Source organism: Rhodococcoides corynebacterioides, assembly GCF_019834675.1.
In the GTDB taxonomy this organism is placed as follows: Bacteria; Actinomycetota; Actinomycetes; order Mycobacteriales; family Mycobacteriaceae; genus Rhodococcoides; species Rhodococcoides corynebacterioides_A.
Genome location: NZ_JABUBU010000007.1, coordinates 57,321 through 78,219, shown reverse-complemented (window position 1 = coordinate 78,219; position 20,899 = coordinate 57,321). Strand labels below are relative to the sequence as shown.

25 protein-coding genes are annotated in these 20,899 nt (G+C 71.3%); 14 read left to right on the top strand and 11 right to left on the bottom strand.

Annotated features, from left to right (window positions below):
- Positions 1-13: 13 nt before the first annotated feature.
- Both HQ603_RS10475 and HQ603_RS10470 read right to left on the bottom strand, forming a co-directional pair.
- A complete protein-coding gene (locus HQ603_RS10475) occupies positions 14-805 on the bottom strand; it encodes a SigB/SigF/SigG family RNA polymerase sigma factor (protein ID WP_222684484.1) in 792 nt (263 codons plus the stop codon).
- A complete protein-coding gene (locus HQ603_RS10470) occupies positions 802-1,230 on the bottom strand; it encodes an ATP-binding protein (protein WP_222684483.1) in 429 nt (142 codons plus the stop codon). Before HQ603_RS10470 ends, HQ603_RS10475 begins: the two co-directional genes overlap by 4 nt.
- A gap of 453 nt (positions 1,231-1,683) precedes the next feature.
- Here HQ603_RS10470 and HQ603_RS10465 point away from each other — a divergent pair, with 453 nt between their 5' ends.
- From HQ603_RS10465 to HQ603_RS10450, 4 genes are all read left to right on the top strand, one after another.
- Positions 1,684-2,058, top strand: a complete 375-nt coding sequence (locus tag HQ603_RS10465) for an STAS domain-containing protein (protein WP_222684482.1) — start codon at positions 1,684-1,686, stop codon at positions 2,056-2,058.
- Between the two features lie 88 nt (positions 2,059-2,146).
- A complete protein-coding gene (locus HQ603_RS10460) occupies positions 2,147-3,208 on the top strand; it encodes a PHP domain-containing protein (RefSeq protein WP_222684481.1) in 1,062 nt (353 codons plus the stop codon).
- A 90-nt stretch (positions 3,209-3,298) separates the two neighbouring features.
- Positions 3,299-5,524: a putative bifunctional diguanylate cyclase/phosphodiesterase gene (locus tag HQ603_RS10455; protein ID WP_222684480.1), complete on the top strand. Its 2,226-nt coding sequence runs from the start codon at positions 3,299-3,301 to the stop codon at positions 5,522-5,524.
- Positions 5,514-5,981, top strand: a complete 468-nt coding sequence (locus HQ603_RS10450; protein WP_222684479.1) for a PPOX class F420-dependent oxidoreductase — start codon at positions 5,514-5,516, stop codon at positions 5,979-5,981. Before HQ603_RS10455 ends, HQ603_RS10450 begins: the two co-directional genes overlap by 11 nt.
- Position 5,982: 1 nt before the next feature.
- Here HQ603_RS10450 and HQ603_RS10445 read toward each other — a convergent pair whose 3' ends face one another.
- Entirely contained in the window at positions 5,983-6,555 is a 573-nt protein-coding gene (locus HQ603_RS10445; protein ID WP_222684478.1) for a type 1 glutamine amidotransferase domain-containing protein, read from the bottom strand.
- Positions 6,556-6,707: 152 nt separating this feature from the next.
- Here HQ603_RS10445 and HQ603_RS10440 point away from each other — a divergent pair, with 152 nt between their 5' ends.
- Together HQ603_RS10440 and HQ603_RS10435 are read left to right on the top strand one after the other, a co-directional pair.
- Positions 6,708-6,974, top strand: coding sequence for a hypothetical protein (locus HQ603_RS10440; protein ID WP_222684477.1), 267 nt, complete (start codon positions 6,708-6,710; stop codon positions 6,972-6,974).
- On the top strand, positions 6,971-7,195 hold the full coding sequence (locus HQ603_RS10435) for a hypothetical protein (RefSeq protein WP_222684476.1): 225 nt from the start codon (positions 6,971-6,973) through the stop codon (positions 7,193-7,195). The genes HQ603_RS10440 and HQ603_RS10435 overlap by 4 nt, the downstream gene beginning before the upstream one ends.
- Positions 7,196-7,201: 6 nt before the next feature.
- Here the strand turns inward: HQ603_RS10435 and HQ603_RS10430 are convergent, their stop codons facing one another.
- On the bottom strand, positions 7,202-7,942 hold the full coding sequence (locus HQ603_RS10430) for a TetR/AcrR family transcriptional regulator (RefSeq protein WP_222684475.1): 741 nt from the start codon (positions 7,940-7,942) through the stop codon (positions 7,202-7,204).
- A gap of 139 nt (positions 7,943-8,081) precedes the next feature.
- Here HQ603_RS10430 and HQ603_RS10425 point away from each other — a divergent pair, with 139 nt between their 5' ends.
- The 4 genes from HQ603_RS10425 to HQ603_RS10410 all read left to right on the top strand — a co-directional run bounded on the left by HQ603_RS10425 (position 8,082) and on the right by HQ603_RS10410 (position 11,142).
- Entirely contained in the window at positions 8,082-9,338 is a 1,257-nt protein-coding gene (locus HQ603_RS10425) for a DUF445 domain-containing protein (protein ID WP_222684536.1), read from the top strand.
- Between the two features lie 129 nt (positions 9,339-9,467).
- On the top strand, positions 9,468-9,953 hold the full coding sequence (locus HQ603_RS10420; protein WP_222684474.1) for a helix-turn-helix domain-containing protein: 486 nt from the start codon (positions 9,468-9,470) through the stop codon (positions 9,951-9,953).
- A 1-nt stretch (position 9,954) separates the two neighbouring features.
- Entirely contained in the window at positions 9,955-10,773 is an 819-nt protein-coding gene (locus tag HQ603_RS10415) for a heparin-binding hemagglutinin (protein WP_222684473.1), read from the top strand.
- A 75-nt stretch (positions 10,774-10,848) separates the two neighbouring features.
- Positions 10,849-11,142, top strand: coding sequence for a DUF2516 family protein (locus HQ603_RS10410; RefSeq protein WP_222684472.1), 294 nt, complete (start codon positions 10,849-10,851; stop codon positions 11,140-11,142).
- A 1-nt stretch (position 11,143) separates the two neighbouring features.
- Here the strand turns inward: HQ603_RS10410 and HQ603_RS10405 are convergent, their stop codons facing one another.
- Complete coding sequence (locus HQ603_RS10405; protein ID WP_222684471.1) at positions 11,144-12,388, bottom strand: Nramp family divalent metal transporter; 1,245 nt, start codon at positions 12,386-12,388, stop codon at positions 11,144-11,146.
- Between the two features lie 93 nt (positions 12,389-12,481).
- Between HQ603_RS10405 and HQ603_RS10400 the strand changes: the two genes are divergently transcribed.
- Both HQ603_RS10400 and HQ603_RS10395 read left to right on the top strand, forming a co-directional pair.
- Positions 12,482-13,468 carry a HAMP domain-containing protein gene (locus HQ603_RS10400; RefSeq protein WP_222684470.1) on the top strand — a complete coding sequence of 329 codons (987 nt, stop codon included), beginning with the start codon at positions 12,482-12,484 and terminating at the stop codon, positions 13,466-13,468.
- Positions 13,469-13,483: 15 nt separating this feature from the next.
- Positions 13,484-14,506: an alpha/beta fold hydrolase gene (locus HQ603_RS10395; protein WP_222684469.1), complete on the top strand. Its 1,023-nt coding sequence runs from the start codon at positions 13,484-13,486 to the stop codon at positions 14,504-14,506.
- Here the strand turns inward: HQ603_RS10395 and purU are convergent.
- Positions 14,503-15,375, bottom strand: a complete 873-nt coding sequence (purU, locus tag HQ603_RS10390) for a formyltetrahydrofolate deformylase (RefSeq protein ID WP_222684468.1) — start codon at positions 15,373-15,375, stop codon at positions 14,503-14,505. The two genes, HQ603_RS10395 and purU, sit on opposite strands and share 4 nt — an antisense overlap.
- Positions 15,376-15,439: 64 nt before the next feature.
- Here purU and deoC point away from each other — a divergent pair, with 64 nt between their 5' ends.
- Positions 15,440-16,120: a deoxyribose-phosphate aldolase gene (gene deoC, locus HQ603_RS10385; protein ID WP_371831040.1), complete on the top strand. Its 681-nt coding sequence runs from the start codon at positions 15,440-15,442 to the stop codon at positions 16,118-16,120.
- Here deoC and HQ603_RS10380 read toward each other — a convergent pair.
- Positions 16,110-16,859 carry an LmeA family phospholipid-binding protein gene (locus tag HQ603_RS10380; protein WP_222684466.1) on the bottom strand — a complete coding sequence of 250 codons (750 nt, stop codon included), beginning with the start codon at positions 16,857-16,859 and terminating at the stop codon, positions 16,110-16,112. The genes deoC and HQ603_RS10380 overlap by 11 nt on opposite strands.
- A 122-nt stretch (positions 16,860-16,981) precedes the next feature.
- Here HQ603_RS10380 and HQ603_RS10375 point away from each other — a divergent pair, with 122 nt between their 5' ends.
- Positions 16,982-17,560 (top strand): type IV toxin-antitoxin system AbiEi family antitoxin domain-containing protein, encoded by a 579-nt coding sequence (locus HQ603_RS10375; protein WP_222684465.1) that lies wholly within the window; start codon positions 16,982-16,984, stop codon positions 17,558-17,560.
- 27 nt (positions 17,561-17,587) lie between these two features.
- Here the strand turns inward: HQ603_RS10375 and HQ603_RS10370 are convergent, their stop codons facing one another.
- The 4 genes from HQ603_RS10370 to HQ603_RS10355 form a co-directional block, all read right to left on the bottom strand.
- The gene (locus HQ603_RS10370; protein WP_222684464.1) at positions 17,588-18,370 is read right to left on the bottom strand and encodes a class I SAM-dependent methyltransferase; all 783 of its coding nucleotides are present in this window, start codon (positions 18,368-18,370) and stop codon (positions 17,588-17,590) included.
- A 3-nt stretch (positions 18,371-18,373) separates the two neighbouring features.
- Positions 18,374-18,877, bottom strand: coding sequence for a DUF2505 domain-containing protein (locus tag HQ603_RS10365; RefSeq protein ID WP_222684463.1), 504 nt, complete (start codon positions 18,875-18,877; stop codon positions 18,374-18,376).
- A 48-nt stretch (positions 18,878-18,925) separates the two neighbouring features.
- Positions 18,926-20,272 (bottom strand): HNH endonuclease, encoded by a 1,347-nt coding sequence (locus HQ603_RS10360; RefSeq protein ID WP_222684462.1) that lies wholly within the window; start codon positions 20,270-20,272, stop codon positions 18,926-18,928.
- A gap of 80 nt (positions 20,273-20,352) precedes the next feature.
- On the bottom strand, positions 20,353-20,871 hold the full coding sequence (locus HQ603_RS10355) for a DUF2505 domain-containing protein (protein WP_222684461.1): 519 nt from the start codon (positions 20,869-20,871) through the stop codon (positions 20,353-20,355).
- Positions 20,872-20,899: the final 28 nt, after the last annotated feature.

Sequence of the window (20,899 nt, the reverse complement as noted above, 5' to 3'; positions counted from 1 at the left end):
CCCGGATACCGGGCTAGTGCAGCTCTTCGCGCAGTTGCGCCAGCGTGCGCGCCAGCAACCGCGACACGTGCATCTGCGAGATGCCCATCTTGTCCGCGATCTGCGTCTGCGTCATGTTGCCGAAGAAGCGGAGCAGCAACACGTTTCGCTCGCGCTCGGGGAGCTTCTCGAGCAGGGGACGGAGCGCCTCGTGGTTCTCGACGTTCTCCATCTCCTTGTCGTAGTCACCCAGGGTGTCCGCGAGGGAGAGTCCTTCGGAGTCGCTGCCGCTCGACGCGCTGTCCACCGACAGGGTCTGGTAAGCGTTGCCGGCGGTGAGGCCCATCGCGACCTCGTCTCGGTCCAGATCCAGGTACTCGGCGAGTTCGGAGACGGTCGGGGACCGACCCTGCGTCTGGGACAGATCCGCCACGGCACGCGAGAGCTGCAGATGCAGCTCCTTCATCCGGCGGGGCACCCGCACGGCCCACCCGGCGTCGCGGAAGTGGCGGCGGACCTCACCCATGATGGTGGGAACCGCGAAGGAGACGAAGTCCGAGCCGCGCTCCACGTCGAACCGGTCGACGGCGTTGACGAGCCCGACGCGCGCGACCTGCACCAGGTCGTCGTGCGCCTCGCCGCGGCCGTCGAAGCGGCGGGCGATGTGCTCGGCGAGCGGCAGGCAGCGCGTGACGAGCTGATCCCGCAGGACCCGCCGCTGCGGGTCGCCCTCCGGCAGTTCTCCGATAGCCGTGAACTTCGCCGCGACGTCGGCGTACTCGTCGGCCGACCGCCGGGACTTGCTCTTGCGTTCGCTGGTCGTCACTCGTCCAGGCCGTGCTTGCGCTTGGTGAATTCGATGGTGGTGGAGACGACGCCGTCGTGCTCGGTCTGCGAGGTGGACACGGTATCGGTCAACGCGTTCAGCACGTGCCACCCGAAACCGCTGGCGTCGAGGTCGGCGCCGGGCTCGGTGGTGGTGGTGACGGCGACCTCGAGGACGTCGGGTCCGGGCGTGAACGCGCAGACCAGGCGAGCGCCCGGGGTGGCGCGCACGATGAGCCGACTGCACGACTCGTCGATCGCCAGCCGGATGTCCGCGATGCTGTCGAGGTCGAAGTCCTCCTGCGCCGCGAGAGCGGCGGCGACGGCACGGGTGACGGACAGCTGGCCGGGGTCGGCGAGGACGCCGAGCTCGATGGTCGATGCCGACCCGGCGGAGTCGGGGTCCGTGGTGATGGCCCGTGTCATGGGGTTTCCCGCTTTCTGGTCCTCGGCGCTTCCGGTCGGCGTCGGACGCTCGCCTGCAAACGTATCGCTGAGCGGCCGACGGCACGTCAGCGGGTGTCACCGGACGCCGCGCGACGTACGCGCGGCTCCGATCGATCGCGAGAGGCTACCCGCGAGGCGGGCCGGGGAAACCCGTCGCGCCCGATCGGCCGAGACTGGATCGGGTCCGACGAACCGGTTGGCAACCGGTCCGCAACGGCGTAGGTTCGAACGCAGGTTGAGTCAGCAGCCGACGTACGAAGCACCGTCGATGGTTGCCGTATCCCCGTTCTTCTCCGTCCCCCCGCCATCTCTCGCGGCCGGACGTTCCCGCCGGAACCGCGTACCTGCTCGATCCATACAGCGCACGCAGTTCACTCCGGGCGGCACCCGCAGACCAGTGCTCAGCAGCTCGATCGGCACTTGGAGTCACTCATGACCGTTTCGACCCTGGCAACAGACACCACCTCGAGCACCACCTCGAGCACCACACTCGTCACCGACGACGGCGGCATCACCGTCCACGTTGCGGGCGACATCACCACCTGCACGGTCGCCGGCAGTATCGATCTGTCGAACGCGGACGTGTTCCGCGAGGCCCTCGGCCGCGGCCGGACGGGCGACGTCGTCCTCGATCTCACCGGTGTCGAGTTCTTCGGCACCGCCGCTCTGACCGTCGTCGCCGCCCTCGACGCCGCCTGCGCCGAGCGCGGGTCCGTCCTCACCGTCCGAATCGGTGACGCGGTCGCCCGCGTCATGGTGGCGGCACGGTGGCAGCCGACCGCGCGCGTCGTGGACGTGCGCGGGTAGCACCCGCCGTGACCGGCCCTCACGACGTGAGACGCCCGTGCCCCGACCGACACGTTCGGTCGGGGCACGGGCGTATTCTCGGCCGATCATGACTCCGGATCCGGTTGCGGCGCTGCGGGAAGTGGCGTTCTGGCTCGAACGTGCGCGCGCCGAGACCCGGCGGGTCAAGGCCTACCGGAACGCCGCCGACGTCCTCGCGGCGTTGAGCGTCGAGCGACGCGCCGACCTCGCCCGACGCGGGGACTGGACGTCGTTGCGCGGGATCGGCCCCAAGACCGCCGCCGTGGCGGCGGAGGCCGCCGCCGGCGAGGTCCCGGCCTACCTCGCCCAGCTGCGCGCCGACGCCGAGCCCATCGGTCCGCACTCCGGGGGCGAGTTCTCCGCGGCGGCCGTCGAGCTCGCCGACGCGGTCCGCGGTGACCTGCACACCCATTCGGACTGGTCGGACGGCGGCAGTCCACCCGCCGAGATGGCCGCCACCGCGCGCCGTCTGGGCCGGGAGTACTGGGCGCTGACCGACCACTCGCCCCGTCTGACCGTCGCCAACGGGCTCTCGCCGGAGCGGCTGCGGGACCAGCTCGACCTGCTCGCGGACCTCGCGGACGAGTTCGCGGCCGACGGCGGGCCGGCCCTGCGCATCCTCACGGGCATCGAGGTCGACATCCTGGCCGACGGCGGGCTCGACCAGGAGCGGGACCTGCTGGACAGCCTCGACGTCGTGGTGGCCAGCGTGCATTCCCAGCTCCGCGCGGACAGCGCCACCATGACCGCCCGCATGATCGCGGCGGTGACGGACCCGGCGGTCGACGTCCTCGGGCACTGCACGGGACGGCTGGTCGAGGGTGGGCGCGGCACCCGCCCCGAATCGACGTTCGACGCGCGGGCGGTGTTCGAGGCGTGCCGGGACTCCGGTACCGCGGTGGAGATCAACAGTCGGCCCGAACGGCAGGATCCGCCGGATCGACTCATGGCACTCGCCCTCGAGATCGGCTGCCTCTTCGCGATCGACACCGACGCGCACGCACCCGGCCAACTCGACTGGCTCGGGCTCGGCTGCGCCCGCGCCGCGGCCGTCGGGATTCCCCCGGACCGCATCGTCACCACCTGGCCGGTGGATCGTCTGCTCGCCTGGACCGCGGAACCGTCGTGATCAGGGTTTCCTCCGCCGATACCGCACGCGCGGTCCGGTGGGAGTGAGAGTATCGGGTGATCGGATCGCGGTCGGGTCGGAGGTGGGGTGATGGGTCCGTCCGACACCGCCGCGCTCGTCGCCGCCGTGGCCGCCGTCGCCGACGGGGTCGCCAACGGCGTGATGCTGGTGGAGAACGGGACCCTGCGCTACGCGAACCTCTCCGCACGCGAATCCCTCGCGGCCGCGGCCGACGTCGTGCCGCCCGTCCTCGCCGGCATCGTCGACGCGGTACGCCGGACGGGATTCTGGTCCGGCGCCGTCAGCGACCCGGACGAGGTGGCGGGGGAGCTGGTGGCGTCGGCCTGGATGGTCGACGCCGGACCCGGATCGGACGTCGCGATGGTCGTGGTGTCCCGCCGTCCGGCGCCGCCCCCGAGTCCGCCCGACGACGTCGACCTGCGTGACGTTCCCGTCGACGTGCGCCGGCGCACCGACCGGCATCAGGTGATGTCCGCGCTGCACCGCATCGCCGTCACCGGCAGTGCGGACCACCTGGCCAACGCGATTCTCGAGACCGTGCCGCCGCTCTTCGACGCCGAGCACGTGCTGATCCTGCGGCCGACCCCGGACGGCCGGTCGATGTCGGTGCTGGGCGCGACCGGGCGGACCAGCGGCGAACTCGAGGGCGTCCAGGTCCGGTCCAGTGGGATCGCCGGGTACGCGATGCGCGAGGGCGGTCCCGTCGTCTGCGTCGACAGCCGGCGCGAGACGCGGTTCGACACCTCGGAGATGCAGCAGTTCGGGCTGCTCAGCGCGGCCGCGGTCCCGGTGCCCGGGACACCCGACGACTGGGGTGTGCTGGCCGTGTACCGCGAGTCGGTGGGCGTGGTGACGCCGGACGCGCTGACGGCGTTGATCCTGCTCGCCGACGTGCTCGGCGCGGCCGTGCACCGCACCGACCTCGAGCACCGGCTGCGCCATCGCAGCCTGGTCGACCCCGTCACGTCGCTGGACAACCGCACGTCCGCGTATCGGCGACTCGACGACGCCCTGGCCGCGGGGCGCGTGGACGGCCGCCTGACCGCGGTGGTCCTGATCGACCTCGACGGGTTCCGGACCGTCAACGAGACGTTCGGCTTCGGGACGGGCGACGCCCTGCTGGCGGCCGTGGCACCCGTCCTCAGCGGCGTCGCGCGACGCGGCGACGTGGTGGCCCGGCTGGGGGCCGACGAGTTCGCCGTCGTCCGCGCCGGCCTGACCAGCACCTTCGAGGCGACGGAACTGGCGGCGACCATCCTCGCCGCCTTCGCGGCGCCGATCCGGGTGGAGGGACGGGACACCGTCGTCACCGCCTGCGCGGGGGTGGCGGTGGGGCACGGCCACCGCACCGCGGCCGACCTGGTCCGGGAGGCGGACGTCGCGGTCCGGGCCGCGAAGCGCGGCGGACCCGGCCGCCTCGAGGTCTTCGATTCGGCGGCCGGCGGCGCCCTGCGGCGGCGGTGGGCGATCGCGACCGAACTGCGGACCGCCATCGACTCGGACGCCCTGACGGTGGTCTACCAACCGGTCTTCGACATCGAGGCCGGTGTGCTGGTGGGGGTGGAGGCGCTGGCGCGCTGGACGTCCCCGACGCTCGGGCCGCTGGGCCCCGACGAGTTCGTCCCGGCCGCGGAACAGGCCGGGCTGATCGCCGCGCTGGGCGAGCGGGTGCTGCGGCGCGCGTGCCTCGACGCCGCGCAGTGGCAAAGCCTGCTCGCGCGGACCGGGCTCGACACACCCCCGTCGATCGATCTGCGGGTGAACGTCAGCCCCCTTCAGCTGCGGATGCCGGGGTTCCTCGCGACGGTGGACGACGCGCTGGCCGACGCCGGGCTCGCCCCGGCCACGTTCGGGATCGAGATCACCGAGTCCGTCTGGCTCGAGGACAGCGACACCGTCCGGTCGACGCTGCTGGGACTGCACGAGCGCGGCATCCGCATCCTGCTGGACGACTTCGGCGTCGGGCAGTCGTCGCTGGGCTCGGTCACCCGCTTCCCGCTGCTCGACGGCGTGAAGATCGACCGCTCGTTCGTCGCCGGTCTGCCGGAACACCGGTCCGAGGCGGTCATCGGTGCGGTGGTGTCCGTCGCCGACGCGTTCGGTCTCGACGTGATCGGGGAGGGCGTGGAGACGCCGGAGCAGATGGCCAGGTTGCTGCGCTGCGGATGCCGACGCGCGCAGGGGTTCCTGCTCGGCCGACCGACCGACGCGAGCGCCGTCGCCGACCTGGTGGAGCGCGGCGGACGGCTCGCCCCGCCGGCCGCGCCCCCTCTAAGCTCGGAGCATGGCACGTAAGTACGCGACCGCCGAGCGCGTCGACCTCGAGACCCTGCATCGGTTCGTGGCCGAGCGGCATCGGGCCACCCTGGTGACCCACCGTCGGTCCGGCGGCCTGCAGATCTCCCCGGTCACCTGCGGTCTCGACGACGCCGGCCGCATCGTGATCTCCACGTACCCCCAGCGGGCGAAGACGGTGAACATCCGCCACACGTCGCGGGTGACGCTGTGCGTGCACTCCGACGACTGGGACGGCCCCTACGTGCAGATCGACGGCACCGCCGAGGTGCTCGACCTGCCCGATTCGGTGGAGCCGCTGGTCGACTACTACCGGTCCATCGCCGGGGAGCATCCCGACTGGGACGAGTACCGCGAGGCGATGCGGACGCAGGGCAAGTCGATCCTGCGCATCTCCATCGATACCTGGGGCCCGGTGGCGACCGGGGGTTTCCCGGCCCCCACCGAGGAGTCCTGACCTACGCGCCGGTCGGCCGGGCCTCCGCCTCGGCCACCGCGGTGACCAGGGCCTTCCCGAACGCCGGCAGATCGCCCGGGTTCCGGCTGGAGATGAGGTTGCCGTCCACCACGACCTCCTCGTCGACGACGGTGCCGCCGGCGTTGCGGATGTCGGTGCGCACGCTCGGGTAGGACGTCAGGGTGCGGCCCCGGACGACGTCGGCCTCGACGAGCGTCCACGGCCCGTGGCAGATCACGCCGACCGGCCGGCCGCTGGTGACGAAGTCCCGGACGAACGCGACGGCGTCGGCGTCGGTCCGCAGGGCGTCGGGATTGGTGGTGCCGCCCGGCAGGACCAGGGCGTCGTAGTCGTCGATCGAGGCGTCGGCGACCACCGCGTCGACGGCGAAGGTGTCCGCGGGGTTCACGTCGGACTCGTACGCCTGGATCTCGCCGTGGGTCAGCGAGATCAACACGGTGGTGGCGCCGGCGTCCTCGAGCGCCGTCCGCGGATCGGTGAGTTCGGCCTGCTCCACGCCGTCGGTGGCGAGGAAGGCGACGGTGCGGCCGGTGAGGGAAGGGGATTCGGTCATGGCCGGAGAACTACCCAGCCGACCCGGGGCAGAAACGGCGACGGTGACCGACGCCACCTCCCCGTCGCGCTCCACGCGGGCCGTGTCCGGGTTGAGTCGCGCCGGGGTCGGGTACGGAGAACACGAACGTCGATCGTGAGTGAGGACAACGCATGACCACAGTGCCCCCGACGGTAGAATCGTCGGCCCGAGCGACGAGTTCGGAGACGGCCGAGACCCTCTGCCTGTTCGAGCACGCCGGCGCCGGCCTCGTGGTGCTGCTGGCGCTGTGCGGCGGCATGGCGATGTTCGTCGCGGCCGCCCTGAGTTCGCTCGCGCTCGGGGCACTCGTGGGAGTGCTCATGATCGGCACGGCCGGCGTCGTCGCCGTCACCGTGCCGACCGACCGGACCGGATCAGGGAGAGGAGCGAGACGATGACCCAGCCCGCCGAGACCCAGCCCACCGAGACCCAGCCCACCGATCGCACCGAACTGCCCCTCGAGGACGCTCTCGAGCAGCAGCGTGACCTGACCGTCGACGACGACACCGACGACACCGTCGTCCCGGCGTCGTTGCCCGGTCTCGACGTCCCGGACGCCGACTACGTCGAGCAGCAGCGCGACGTGCCGCTGGACGACGACGGCTACGAGCGGGACTGACGTACCTCAGGTCCCGTCGACCAGCGGGTGGTCGACCGAATTGAAGCGGGCGGGTGATCCGCCGGCCTCGGCGACGCCGTGGATGCCGCCCCACACCATCATCGTCAGATAGTCGATGAGATCCGTCGCGGACATCGAGCGGTTCGAGATCCACCAGTGCGTCGCCAGCTGCACGCCACCGACGATGCCGTACGCCCAGGGGAGCGACCCGCCGGAATCCATGTCCATCCGGCGCAGTCGCTCCCCGAGCACGGTGGAGAGCAACTCGGCGATCATCCGCTCGGACTCGGCCACCACGTCCCGGTTGGGGCCCGAGCTGGTGCTCATCGCGTACAGGTAGACCTCGGGATCCTCGGCGACGGTCTCGACGTACGCCGTGACGACGCGTCGGGTCAGGTTGTACTCGTCCACGTCGACGGCGATGGCCTCGTAGATGCGCGGGGCGAGCGTGGTCTCGACGTACCGCTCGAGGGTGGCGTTGGTCAGGTCGTTCTTGTCGGTGAAGTACCGGTACAGCACGGTTTTCGAGATGCCGATCTCCGTGGCGATCTCGTCCATGCCGATCGACCGCCCCCGCGCCCGGATGGCGGCCAGCGTGCCGTCGACCAGCTCCTCGCGTCGGGCGATCTTGTGTTCGCGCCAGCGCCGCTTCCGGCCGTCGGGCTTGCCGGCGCCGTCGACCGACGCGGTCTCGCCGCCGTCGTTCCGTTCACCGGCCGCGTTCCTCGGCCCCGATCTGCTCGCCACGCGTGATTGCTCCGTCCCGATCCGGCGCGCTGAGCGATCCGGTCGGGATCGGCGCACGTGCTCGACGCTCACGGCCCTGGTCGGGCTCGCCGGTCCAGTTTAGTGCCCGACCGACGGGCAGAATGGGCCGGTGCAACTGATGAGCTTCGACGAGGACGTCAAACGACGTGACCTCCGGAAGATGAAGGGCGTCGCCACCGGCTTCCTCGTCTTCGCCACGATCGTCTACCTCTGGTGCCGCTGGCAGGAGAGCCGCGGCGCCGGCGACTGGGTGGGATACGTCCGCGCCGCGTCGGAGGCCGGCATGGTGGGCGCCCTCGCGGACTGGTTCGCGGTGACCGCCCTGTTCCGCCACCCCCTCGCCCTGCCCATCCCGCACACCGCGATCATCAAGCGCAAGAAGGACCAGCTGGGCGCGAGCCTCGGCTCGTTCGTGGGCACCAACTTCCTCGCCGTCGACGTGGTCTCGCAGAAGGTGCAGGCCGCGCGGGTGCCGCTCCGACTCGGAACCTGGCTGGCGGAGCGCAGGAACGCCGACCGTGTCGCCGAGGAGACGGCCACCGTCCTGCGCGGCGTGCTCGACGTGCTCGACGACGAGGACATCCAGCAGGTCATCGACAACACCATCGTCAAGCGGCTCGGCGACCCCCAGTGGGGCCCGCCGATCGGTCGGGTCCTGACCTCGCTGCTCGAGGAGAACCGGCAGAAGCCGCTCATCGACCTGCTGGCCGAGCGTGCGCACGAGTGGGCGCAGAACAGCCTGCCGACGATCGACCGGATCGTCAGCCGGGACTCGCCGTCGTGGTCACCGAAGTTCGTCGACGTCCTGCTCGGCGAGCGCATCCACCGCGAGCTGGTCGACTTCACGTGGAAGGTGCGCTCGAACCCGCAGCACGAGCTGCGCCTCGCGGCGGACAAGTTCCTCGTCGACTTCGCGAACGACCTGCAGCACGACCCGGAGACCATCGCCAAGGCGGAGGCCGTGAAGTCCGAGATCATGGGCCGCGACGAGGTCACCGGGCTGGCGGCGGCGTCGTGGAAGGTGGCCAAGCGGCTCATCGTCGACTCCGTGGACGATCCGTCCAGCACGCTGCGGGCCACGATCGCGCAGAACGTGCAGAAGTTCGGACTGCGCCTGCGCGACGACACCGCCGTCCGGGAGAAGGTCGACGGCTGGTTGCTCGCGGGAGTCCGCTACATCGTCGAGAACTACACCGACGAGATCACGACGGTCATCACCGACACCGTCGCGCGGTGGGACGCGGACGAGGCGTCGCGCAAGATCGAACTGCAGGTGGGGCGCGATCTGCAGTTCATCCGCATCAACGGCACCGTCGTGGGGTCGCTCGCGGGGTTGGCTATCTACACGGTGTCGGATCTGCTGTTCGGACACTGACGCGCGCGGTGTGATCGGCGTCATGTTGTCACTGCTAGCAGAGTGCTTGCTCTTGCTAGCACGCGTCGTTATCGTGGTGTTCGCACGATCGAGAGCAGTCGAGCAGGGTTCCACAGGGGAGGTGGAGGCATGGCGGACACCGACTCGGAGCGCGACGCCGCGCAGTCGTCCCCCGGTGATCTGGCGGCCCGCGTCGTCAGCACCGCGACGTCGGACATCGGCAGCTTCATCCGGTCGCAGCGCGAGTCGGCACAGGTCTCCCTGCGTCAACTCGCCCAGACGGCCGGTGTGAGCAATCCGTATCTGAGCCAGATCGAACGCGGACTGCGCAAACCGTCCGCCGAGGTACTGGCCTCGATCGCGAAGGGTCTTCGGGTGTCATCGGAGGTCCTGTACGTGCGCGCCGGCCTGCTCGAGGAACGGCCGCACAGCCCCGTCGTCGACGCCGTTCACGGCGACGAATCCATCACCGAACGGCAGAAACATGTGCTGCTGGAGATCTACTACTCCTTCCGACGCGAGAACAGCGACAACGCCGCCGAAGGCGAGACGCCACAGCACGCCCCGACACCGAGCGACACGACACCGAAGTCCCCAACGACCACAGGAGAGTGACATGACCGATCCCAAGTTCGACAACGTCAAGACCCCGCTGTACGCCGCCGTCGGCGCCGGCGACGCCGTGGTGCAGGCCGTGGCCGACGTCGTGGCCCAGGTGCGCGACCGCGCCGAGAGCACGCAGGCCGACGTGAACGACCGCGTCGACACCGCCCGCGCCCGCCTCGCGGACCTGCAGGAGGACGTGACCGAGAGCGTCGAGACGCTGCGGAGCCGCCTCGAGACGCTGCCGCAGGAGCTGCCCGAGGAGATCGCCGAGCTGCGCGAGCGCTTCACCCCGGAGGAGCTGCGCAAGGTCGCGGAGGCCTACCTCAAGGTCGCGTCCGACCTCTACACCGCTCTCGCGGAGCGCGGCGAGGAGACCGTCGAGCGCATCCGCAAGAACCCGCACGTCGAGGAGGGTCTCGAGCGGGCCAACAAGGCCGCCAACGACGCCGTCGACCTCACCGAGGACACCCTCGGCACCGTCGCGTCGCAGACCCGCGCCGTGGGTGAGCGTGCCGCCTCGCTGGCCGGCCGCGCGTCGTCGCGCGTCCAGGAAGGTGCCGACGAGGCCGCAGAGGCCCTGAAGGAGGGCGCCGACGAGCTGAGCGAGAACCTCGACGAGGCCGGCGACAAGGCCAAGACGGCCGGCCAGAAGGCCTCGGACAAGGTCTCCGGCGCCGCCGGCACGGTCGAGGGCAAGACGCGCAACGACGCGAACTCGCCCATCAAGAAGACCCCGGCCAAGAAGACCACCCCGGCCGCGAAGTCGAGCACCCCGGCGAAGAAGACCCCCGCAAAGAAGGCCACCCCGGCCAAGAAGAGCACCAGCTGATCGGCTCGTCCGGTCCGTTCCGGCCCCCGCGCACCGTTGGTGCGCGGGGGCCGTGCTCGCTCTAGAATCGGACGTATGCCCCTCGCCACCAGCGCGACCAGCGCCATCGAGTACGTCCTGCAGCTCATCGCGCTGTTCGGTGTCGCGTTCTCGCTGTTCCACGCCGTCCGTCAGCGCGGGGACGCCTTCACCGCCGCGGACAAGCTGAGCAAGCAGGGGTGGATCGCGATCCTCGTCATCGCCCTGCTCGTGCTCCTGGTGGTCCCCGTCATCAACTTCATCGGCATCATCGCCGTCGTCGCGATGGGTGTGTACCTGGTGGACGTGCGGCCGAAGGTCGACGACATCCAGCGCGGCCCGCGCTGGTAGGTCAGGCTCGGCCGGTCACGGTCAACCACAGCAGCGCCACGTTGAGCGCCACGATCGCACTCGTGGCCAGCGTCGCCAGTGCCACCGTGGTGCGGGAGTTGACCCGCTCACCCATGACCGCGCGGTTCGACGTCAGTCGGACCAGCGGGATCAGGGCGAACGGGATGCACATGCTCAGCACCACCTGACTGAGCACCAGGGCGAGCGTGGGATCGACGCCCACCCCGAGCACGATCAGCGCCGGGATCAGCGTGATGACTCGGCGGAGCTGGATCGGGATGCGCTTGCGCAGCAGCCCCTTCATGATCTCCGCGCCGGCGGCGCACCCGACGGCCGTCGACGCCAGTCCGGACGCCAGCAGTCCCACGGCGAACACCGCGGCGACGCCGGTCCCGAGGGTGCTCTCGATCGCCGCGTGGGCGCCGTCGATGGTGTCCGTGCCCTCGCGACCGAGCAACGACGACGCCGCGAGCAGCAGCATGCCGATGTTGACCGTGCCCGCGACGAGGAGCGCGAACGTCACGTCGAACTTGGTCGCGCGCAGCAGGCGGTCCAGTTTCACCGGGTCCGTCTCGACGCCGTGGCGGTCGCGGGCCAGCGCCGAGTGCAGGTAGATCGCGTGCGGCATGACCGTCGCGCCCAGCATGCTCGCCGCGAGGAGGACCGAGTCGCTGCCGTCGAAGCCGGGGATCACGCCGCCCGCGATGCCGGCGGGATCGAGGTCGGTGAAGAACAGTCCGGTGAGGAAGCCGACGGTGATGACGGCCAGCATGCCGATCACCACGAACTCGAACGTCCGTTGGCCGCGGCGGGACTGCACGGCCAGCACGATCATCGACACCACGCCCGTGACGAGACCGCCGACGGGCAGCGGCAGCCCGAAGAGCAGGTTCAGGGCGATGGCGCCGCCGATCACCTCGGCGACGTCGGTGGCGACGGCGACGGCCTCGGCCTGCACCCAGAACGCGCGGCGGGTCGCGGGGCGCATACGGTCGCCGAGCACCTCGGGAAGGGACCGGCCCGAGACCAGGCCGAGCTTGGCCGAGAGGTACTGCACGAGCACCGCCATCGCGTTGGCCGCGACGAGCACCCACACCAGCAGGTAGCCGTAGCGCGCGCCGGCCGTGAGGTTGGCCGCGACGTTGCCCGGGTCGACGTAGGCGATCGCGGCGACGAACGCCGGACCGAGCAGCGCCACCGGGCGGGTGCGTCGGGGAACGGCGCGGAGCGCGACACGGTCGGTCATGGCGTCAGTGTAGGGGAGGCCGGACACCAGAGTTCGGTGACCCGAAGAATTTGGACTCAGGCTGATCTCAGGTGTGCGCAGGACACTGCGACCATGAGGCGGCGGTGGTGGTGGCCGGACACGGCCCGGTGGTCGCTGGTCCACCGACTGCGCGTGCAGATCGGGCTCACGACGATCGTGCTGCTCGCCGGCTTCTCGCTGTGTACCCACGTCGCCGCCGATCACCTCCTCACCTCCCGGGTCCAGACCGAACTGACGGCGCGCATCACCGGCATCGTCACCGCCTCCGCCACCGGACAGCGGGTGGCCGCGGCGACCACCCTCTTCCGACCGATGGACGGCAGCGTGCCCGTCGACGCCGTCTACACCGACGGCGCCCTGATCACCTCGTATCCGGTGGCCGGGCACGGCCCGTTCCTCGCCCCCGACGGCGGCCCGTCGGACCTGGCCCGCACCCTCGCCGCCCGCGCGACGGACACCGTCGGCTTCGTCGACGACGGCGGGTGGATCGTCGGCTACGTGACGGCGCGTGCCGATGGTGACGCCGACGGCGGTTCCGAGCAGGCCGAGAACAGCGTGGTCATGGTGGCCACCTCGCTCGACACGCTCCGCTCGCAACTGCGCCGACTCGACATCGCGCTCGTCGTCTTCACCGCGGCGGTGTGGCTGATCGCCTACGTGCTGACCGCCGCCGTCCTCACCACCGGGCTCCGGCCGGTACGACGGCTGCGACTGGCGTTCGAGCGGGTGGTGACCACGGCGGATCTCGCCCCGGTCGCCGTCGCGGGCGACCGCGAACTCGCCGCGCTGGCCGTGCGCTTCAACGCCATGATGGCGGCGGTCGACGCGTCGAACCGGGCGCAGAAGGACCTCGTCCTCGCGGCGGGCGAAGATCTGCGCCAACCCCTGGACGACCTGCGCGCGGATCTGGACCGGGCCGACCGCGCGCCGGACGCCACCGCGCTGCACCAGGACGCGGTGGCCCGGATCGACGAGCTGACGGCCACCGTCAACGCGCTGGTCGACAGCGCGCGGCGAGCCGCCGGACACGACGTGGGCGAGAACGAGCGAAAGACGTGACCTAGGGTTACAGCCATGACCACGGAGAAGAGGTCCGTTGCCCGGGTCGTGCCGGCTCTGGCGGTCGTCGCCGTCGGTGCGGCGGTGCTGCGCCGACGACGGACGTCGTCACCGGCGCTGCCGTCGGCCCGCCACGGCGAGACCGACCGGCTGCTGCGGACGCCCGACGCCGAGGCGCGCACGGTCGACGTCGTGACCGACGACGGCGCCCGACTCCGCGTGCTCGAGTACGGCGATCCCGACGCCACCCCCATCGTCCTCAGCCACGGGTGGACCTGCTCCGCGGACTTCTGGGCGCCGCAGATCAACGACCTGGCCGACCGGTACCGCGTCGTCGTCTACGACCAGCGTGGCCACGGGCGCAGCGAGGTCGGCTCCCGGCCGCTGCATCCCGACGTCCTGGGCGACGATCTCGCCGCGGTCCTCGCGGCGACGGTGCGTCCCGGCGCCCCCGCCGTCGTCGCCGGGCACAGCATGGGCGGCATCTCCGTCATGTCGTGGGCGTCCCGCTACCCCACCCAGGTGCGGGAGCGGGCCAAGGGAATCCTGTTGGCGGACACCGCGAGCGACTCGCTGGTCCGCGAGACCACCGTCGTTCCCCTGCCGCCCGGGGTCCCGCAGGTCCCCGCCCGCCTGGCCGCGTCCGTCATGGGGTCGGCCCTGCCGCTGCCGGCCACGCGCCTGTCGACGCGGGCACTGCGCTACGCCACGATGGGCGCGCGGTCCACCCCGGCGCAGGTCGCGTTCTGCGAACGCGTCGTGCGCGAGTGCGCGCCGCGGACGCGCGGCATGTGGGGAGCGGTCCTCACCACCGTCGAGATCCGGGACGCGGTGACCAACATCGACGTGCCCACCGTCGTCGTGGTGGGTACCGAGGACCGACTCACGCCGCCGGTCCACTCGCGACGCCTCGCCGAGCAACTCGACCGGGCGCACGTGCTGGACCAGCTGATCGAACTGCCCGGCGTCGGGCACATGGCGTCGGTCGAGGCGATCGCCGAGTTCGACGCCGCGCTGGCCCGGTTGGCCGACCGCTAGCTGAACACCACGGTCTTGCGGCCGTGCACCAGCACGCGATCCTCGAGGTGCCAGCGCAGCCCCCGCGCGAGCACCAGCTTCTCGATGTCCCGGCCCTGACGAACCATGTCCGACACGGCGTCGGCGTGGTCGACGCGGATGACGTCCTGCTCCACGATCGGGCCCGCGTCGAGTTCCGCCGTCACGTAGTGGCAGGTCGCGCCGATGAGCTTCACGCCGCGGGCGAACGCCTGGTGGTAGGGCCGCGCACCGACGAACGACGGCAGGAAGCTGTGGTGGATGTTCAGCGCCCGGCCCGCCCAGTGATCGCACAGCTCCTCCGGGAGGACCTGCATGAACCGCGCGAGCACCACGGCGTCGGGATCGTAGGAGTCCACCAGCTCGCGCAGCTGCGCGAACGACGGTCCGCGCTCGGCGGGATCGCTGGGGAACGGCACGTGGTGGAACGGCGTGCCGTGGGCGCGGGTCACGGCCTCGAGGTCCGGGTGATTACCGATCACCGCGTCGATGGTCGCGGGCAGCTCACCGCCGGCAGCGCGGCCGAGCAGATCGTGCAGGCAGTGGCCTTCCTTGCTCACCAGCAGCACCACGCGCTTGCGCACCGACGAGTCGTGCACCGCCCACTCGGTCTCCGGCCCGATCTCGGCGGCGACGGCGGCGAACCGCTCCCGCAGCTCGTCGACCCCGATGTCGATCGACGCGGCGTCCACGGCCTGCCGGGTGAAGAACCAGCCGCTGTCCGCGTCGGCGTGATACGCGGCCTCCACGATCGACCCGCCGAGGTCCGCGAGGAACGTCGCGATGCGCGCGACGATGCCGGTGCGATCGGGACAGCCGAGGGTGACGACGTAGCGGGGGGCGTGCGACATGCCCGACAGTCTCTCACCGGTGACGAGGGTGGCCGCGCACCGGTCACGTGCGAGCATGACGGGCATGGAGTTCACCCGCGACGCCGTCGCCCGCCTGGTCGATCACACCCTGCTCAAGCCCGAGGCCACCGACGCCGACGTGCGGGCGCTGGTGGCGGAGGCCACCGACCTCGGAGTGCTGGCGGTGTGCGTGTCCCCGTCGATGCTGCCCCTGCGGAACACCGGTGATCTGCTGGTCGCCGTCGTGGCGGGCTTCCCGTCCGGCAAGCACCACTCGCTGATCAAGGGGTCCGAGGCGCGGCTGGCGGTGCAGCAGGGCGCGGCCGAGGTGGACATGGTCATCGACGTCGGCGCCGCCGTCGCGGGTGACTGGAACGCCGTCCTCGCCGACGTGATCACCGTGCGCGAGGCCATGGGCGACACCGCCGTCCTCAAGGTCATCATCGAGTCGGCCGCGCTGCTCGCGTCGCCGCAGGGCGAGACCGCCGTCGTCGAATGCTGCCGCGCCGCCGAGCGGGGCGGCGCGAACTTCGTCAAGACCTCCACCGGCTTCCATCCGGCGGGCGGCGCGTCGGTGCGTGCGGTCGAACTCATGGCGCAGACCGTCGGAGGTCGGCTCGGTGTGAAGGCGTCCGGCGGGATCCGCGACGCGGACACCGCCCGCGCGATGATCGAGGCCGGGGCGACCCGGCTGGGTCTGTCCGGGACGCGCGCCGTGCTGGAGGGCTTTCCGATCAGCAGCTGAGCGCTTGCTCGCCGCTGTCCGCCTGCGCCGGCGGAATCTGGTACTGCCCGCCGGAGAGCGTCAGGTCGATCCCGCTGTCGGTGACGGTCAGGGTGTCCGGCGTCATGCCCAGCGGGAACGTGGTCAGGCTGTCGGTGAGCACCCCGACGACGCTGTCCGCGAGATCGGTCGGGATGCCGAACCCGAGGATCGAGGCGTCGACCGTGCGCACCTCGATCCGGTCCCCGGCGACCACCGGCTCGACGGTCAGCGCCGCGAGGCCCCCGACGATGTCGAATCGCAGCGTCCCGGCACCCGGATCGGCGGTGACCCCGGAGACCACGCCGCCGATGCCCTGCTGCTGCAGCGTGGCGAGGATGCCGTCCGTGGACCACGTGACGTCGGCATCGGACGAGCCGATGGTGCCGCCGGAGGTCTCGGACGTCTCGAGGTCCACGTCGTTCACGGTGGCGCGGACCTGCATGTCCTGCGCCGGTCCGAAGCGGCTGTCGTCGCTCGAGATGTCGACCGACGAGAAGGACTTGGTCACCAGCGAGAGCAGCACCGGCTGCCAGCCGAGGTCGACGTCCACCTTCGAGCCCAGATCGTTCTGGAACTGCGTCGCGAGGCACTGGCTCACGCGGTTGCGGGCGTAGACCTCGCCGCCGATCAGAGCGGCGACCAGGGCGATCACCACCACGGCGGCGATCAACGGAAGGCGGGACCGTCGCCGGGGCGCAGTAGTCGTCATGGCGACCATTGTGCGGGACATCTGTGAGGTAACTCTGTGGACCGAGTCCGGCGCCCGTCGGGGCGTGACACGGTCACATCGCGGCGGCCCCCGTACTGTGATTGGCGACACAGCACGGGTAGTCTGGTGTCATGTCCGGAGACGACGTGGTGGAGCGGCTCGACTGCCTCGTGACGGAGCAGGACGGGTACTTCACCCGCGCCCAGGCCCTCGACGCCGGATACCGCTCCACCGACATCGCCGCGCGCGTCGGCGACGGCCTCTGGACCGTCGTCGAAGCCGACCTGTTGCGGGTCGCGGACTGGCCGCGGCACGCCTTCGAGGAGTTCTCGAAGTGGTGCGCCTGGCTGGGCTCGACGGCCGTCATCTCCCACCAGAGCGCGTCCGAGCTGCACGGCATGGGCAGCCTGCACCCGCAGTTCGTCCACGTGCGCGTCGCGGGAACGGCGGGCCCGCACGATCAGCGACTGGCCCTGCACCGCGGGCGACTCCGCGGCGACGACATCGAGTTCACCGGCACCTTCCGCATGACCACCCCGACGCGCACCGTGCTGGACCTCGCGGCGGGCGGCATCTCCCAGTTCACGCTCGACGAGGTGGTCGCCGACGGACTGATGCTCGGCCGGCTCGATCCGGGGACCCTGCGCCGGCGGGCCGAGAGCGACGGCGACCGCGTGCGCGATCGGGTGGAGGCGTCGCTGCGGCGGTAGGGCCGGCGGCGTGTCCGGGTGTCGGCGTCACCTCGGTGCGACGGCCGACCAGGGGATCTCGAGCACGTTGTCCCGGAGCCGTCGGCGGATCGGCCGCACGGGCAGACCCTCCTGACGCAGCATGTCCGCGGCGTGACGCCACCGCACGCGCGGGCCGTACACGGCGAGGGGAGCCGCGACGTCCCACGCTCGGTCGGCCCGACGCAGCACGTCGTGGATGCGCTCACCGGACACGTTGCGGTGGATCAGGGCCTTCGGCAACCGCTCCGCGATGTCGGACGGGCGCGACAGGTCGAACGGGTCCCACGCGAGGGTCAGTGACCGTGGCCCCTCCGCGGAGACGGTCACCCACGTGGCGCGTCGGCCCAGCTCGTCGCACGTGCCGTCGATCAGGATCCCGCCCTCCGCCAGCGACGACGTCACCCGCGCCCAGGCGTCGGCCACCGCGTGTTCGGGGTACTGCCGCAGCACGTTGAACGCGCGGACCAGGTGCGGACGCAGGCCGGCGAGCTCGAAACCCCCGCGTCGAAAGCGCACGCCGTCACGGTCCGGCACCACCCGACCCGGATCGATTTCGAGCCCGACGACGTCCACGTCCGGCCGGACTGTGCGGACCCGTCGAGCGAGTTCGAGCGTGGTGACCGGACTGGCCCCGTAGCCCAGATCGACCACCAGCGGACGCTCGGCCGAGCGCAGCAGGGCCCTGACGTCGGGATGGTGGACCAGCCGGCGGTCGCTGCGCCGGAGCCGGTTGATGTTGGTGGTGCCGCGGGTGACGACACCCTCCGGACCCGACCCGGCAGCGGGCACGGGTCAGGCGTTCTTCTTCAGCCAGTCGTGCGTGACCTCGGCTTCGCCGCTCCACAGGTCCCGCAGGTTGACCAACATGAGCTGCTCGAGCTTGCCGCCGACGAACGGGATGTAGACCTTGGCCTCGCTGGTGGTGCGCAGGGTCGACCCGGTCTCCGTCGGGAACAGCTCGGTCACGCCGGTGAGCGACCCCGGCCCGGCGGGGATCGACGCGTCGTACTTCCCCGACGTGGTCTCGCCGTAGGCGTCGTGGTGGATGTTGCGCGTGATGACCATGTCCTTCTTCATCACAGTCTGCGCGACGTCCGGCAGCGTGTGGCGCGGAATGATGTGGCGCATCGTGACGTCGATGCCGGTGTCGGACACCGTGAACGCCGTCATCTCGTTCTCCGAGTACTTGCGCAACTCCTCGACGATCGCGTCCCAGTAGCTCCGCGTGGTCAACGCGCCGTACACCTGCTCGGTGGTGAACGGGAGACGTGCGGAGTAGTTCATGCGACGTGCCATGAGCGGCAAGGCTACCGGTGGCGCCCGGGCGCGGGAAATCAGTGCTGGTCATCCGGCTTTCCGATGCGGCATCGGCAGCGGTTGCGCCGGGGGTCTCGACCGGTAGGTGTGGCCGGTGGGGGTGCGGAACTCCACGGTGTGGACGTCTGCGTGGGCGCCGGTGTCGTCGGTGCGGGTGGTGGCCCAGCCGTCACCCTGCTTGGCGAGGTTGCAGGCGGCGCACAGTCCGAGGCCGTTGTCGGCGGTGGTGGGTCCGCCGTCCTCGTGCGGGGTGATGTGGTCGTGGTGGCGGATGGGGGCGTCGCACCAGGGGGTGCGGCAGGTGCGGTCGCGCAGGTCGATCAGCCGGGCCAGGCCGGTGGGGAAGCACCGGGCGACGGACTCCACGGCGGTGAGGTGTCCGTCGGTGGGTCGGGCGTAGAGCTTCCGGAGGGTCACCGCGGTGTCGGAGGTCACGGCGTCGTGGATCCACTGTCGTGCTGCGGCGGCGGGGATCGGCCCGTACCCGGGCACCTCGGCGGGGATGTCGCTGCCGGCGAGGAGACTCTGGTCGGAGATGACGACCTGCACCGCCACCGGCGGGCTCAGGGGGTGGGCGAGTCCGATGGTCCGCTCGACCAGCAGGTCCGCCATGATCTGATCGCGGGTGCGGCCGTCGGCGTCGCCGGTGGCGATGAGGGTGTCGGCGTCCCGGCGCAGGGTCGCCCAGACGCAGACGGCGCGGTCCATCGGCAGCAGGGCGCCGAGGTGGCCCATGAAGTCCGGGGCGGGGCGGACGGTGACGCGGCGGTGTTGGTCGGCGCGGGCCTTGCGGCGGGCGACGGCGGCGGCGTCGAGTTCGGCGGCCAGGCGTGCGGCCATCGCCGCGACGGTGCTGTCGCCTGTGCCGGTGAGGACAGCGGGGTCGGCGCAGAGGCGGTCGTCGACGAGGCGGCGGTCCTCGGCGGTGAGGCAGGCGGTTTCGCGCACCAGGATCGTTGCGCGCCACTCGGAGAGGTCCCCGCGGCGCAGCTGACCGAGGGTGTGGGGCATCTCGGCGGTGAGGGCGCGGGCGAGGCCGAGGTGGGTGTTGCCGCGGTGCGGTGAGTCCTTCCGGGCGAGCCCGATCTGGGTGGCGATGCCGGTGTTCCAGCGGGCGGCGGGTCGCCCGGCGTCGCGCCGCCTTCGTCGGATGGTGTCGGCCACCTGAGTGGTGAGGACTGCTTGCGCCCCCGCGGCGGCGGCTTTCAGCTCCTCCAACGCGGTGATGGTCTCGACCGCGACTGCTGCGGCGGCCCCGTCGTCGTCGACCCCGCCCTCGGCCTTCGTACTACTCACCGCGATGGCGGCGATGTGTGTCAGGAACCGTCGAATGTCGTTCGGCGACAACCCGTCACCGCATGATTCGTCGTCCACGTGAATCCCCCCGATCTCGTGTCACCGGCACCATGACACAGGGGTACGACAGAAAGCCCGGGCCGCGACGGCCCGACCGCTCAGGTGTGCTCGGGAGCCCAGGTGTCGGTGAACTCCTGCTCGGCGTCGATCAGCGCGAGGATGTGCTCGATCACCGCGGATTCGATCTTGCCGCCGATGAGGGGGACCTTGACCTCGGCGGCTCCCGTCGCGGTCATGGTGCATCCCGATCCCGTGGAGCGCAGCGTCAGAGTCCCAGTGATGGTCGCCGGGGCGCCCTCGACCTTGGCCTCGAATCGGCCCGCCGATCCCTGCGCGTCCAGCGATCCCCAGGACTCGACGCGGCGGATGACGAGGTCACCGGAACGGATGCTGGTGAGCGCGCTGGGAAGGAACTCCTCGGCGATGGCCTGCGTCATGGTGGCCTGCACGGTGCGCGTCTCGGGGGTGTCGCCGTTCACGACCACCTCGTCGAGCGTCGCCTTCGGCCCACCGATCGCGTCCAGCCGGGCCTGCCAGTACCCCTCGGTGGTCAGCGCGGCGTGCACCTGTGCGGCGGAGAGCGGGGACGGGACGGTGTGGTCGAACTTGCGTGGCATTCGGTGAGATTAGCGCGTGCCGGTCCGT